This is a genomic window from Mycobacterium pinniadriaticum (assembly GCF_026242045.1).
In the GTDB taxonomy this organism is placed as follows: Bacteria; Actinomycetota; Actinomycetes; order Mycobacteriales; family Mycobacteriaceae; genus Mycobacterium; species Mycobacterium pinniadriaticum.
On record NZ_JAPJDO010000119.1, the window covers coordinates 1 to 596 of the forward strand.

At 67.4% G+C, this 596-nt stretch carries 1 protein-coding gene; it reads right to left on the reverse strand.

What is annotated here, in order from left to right; translation table 11 throughout:
• The coding region (locus ORI27_RS33320) for a helix-turn-helix domain-containing protein (protein ID WP_266001438.1) at positions 1-486 on the reverse strand (486 nt) is incomplete at its 3' end.
• Positions 487-596 lie beyond the last annotated feature (110 nt).

Sequence of the window (596 nt, forward strand, 5' to 3'; positions counted from 1 at the left end):
GAAGCGGGCCGGATCAGCGATGAGTACCCGCTTGCCCTCGGCCAGGACCGCGTTGTTGGCGGTGTTCCACGACACCGCCAGGGCTTCGGCGACTCTGGCCACGCTCAGGTGTTGGCAGACAAGGGCTTCCAGGGCCCACCGCAACGCGCGGCGCGAGAGCTTGGCGCGTGGTTCGGCGGCCTTACTGGTGTCTTGGCGCCACACATGGGCGCAGCCGGTACATCGGTAGCGGCGGACCGTGACCAGCAGGGTCGTGGGTCGCCAGCCGAATGGCTCATGCGCAAGTTGGCGGGTCACGCTGTCACGCACGGTGCCCTGCTCACCGCAGCGGCGACACCACGAGTCGTCGCCGGTGATCCGGCACGCCAGCACAGCCCGGTCGGTTTCCAGGCGTTGCCCGGCCACCTCCAGTCCGAGTTCGTCAAGGCGGCAGAAGGTGGTCAGATCGGCGCAGCCAAAGGCTGCGCCACCGGTAGCGTTGAACACGTCGAGGTCTTTCGGATGGCTGGCGTAGGAACCTCCATCCTCGGAAGACCTCGACCCCTATCCCGGCAACGACGCGCCGACCACCGCTACACCCTCAACTGCGAAGAGCC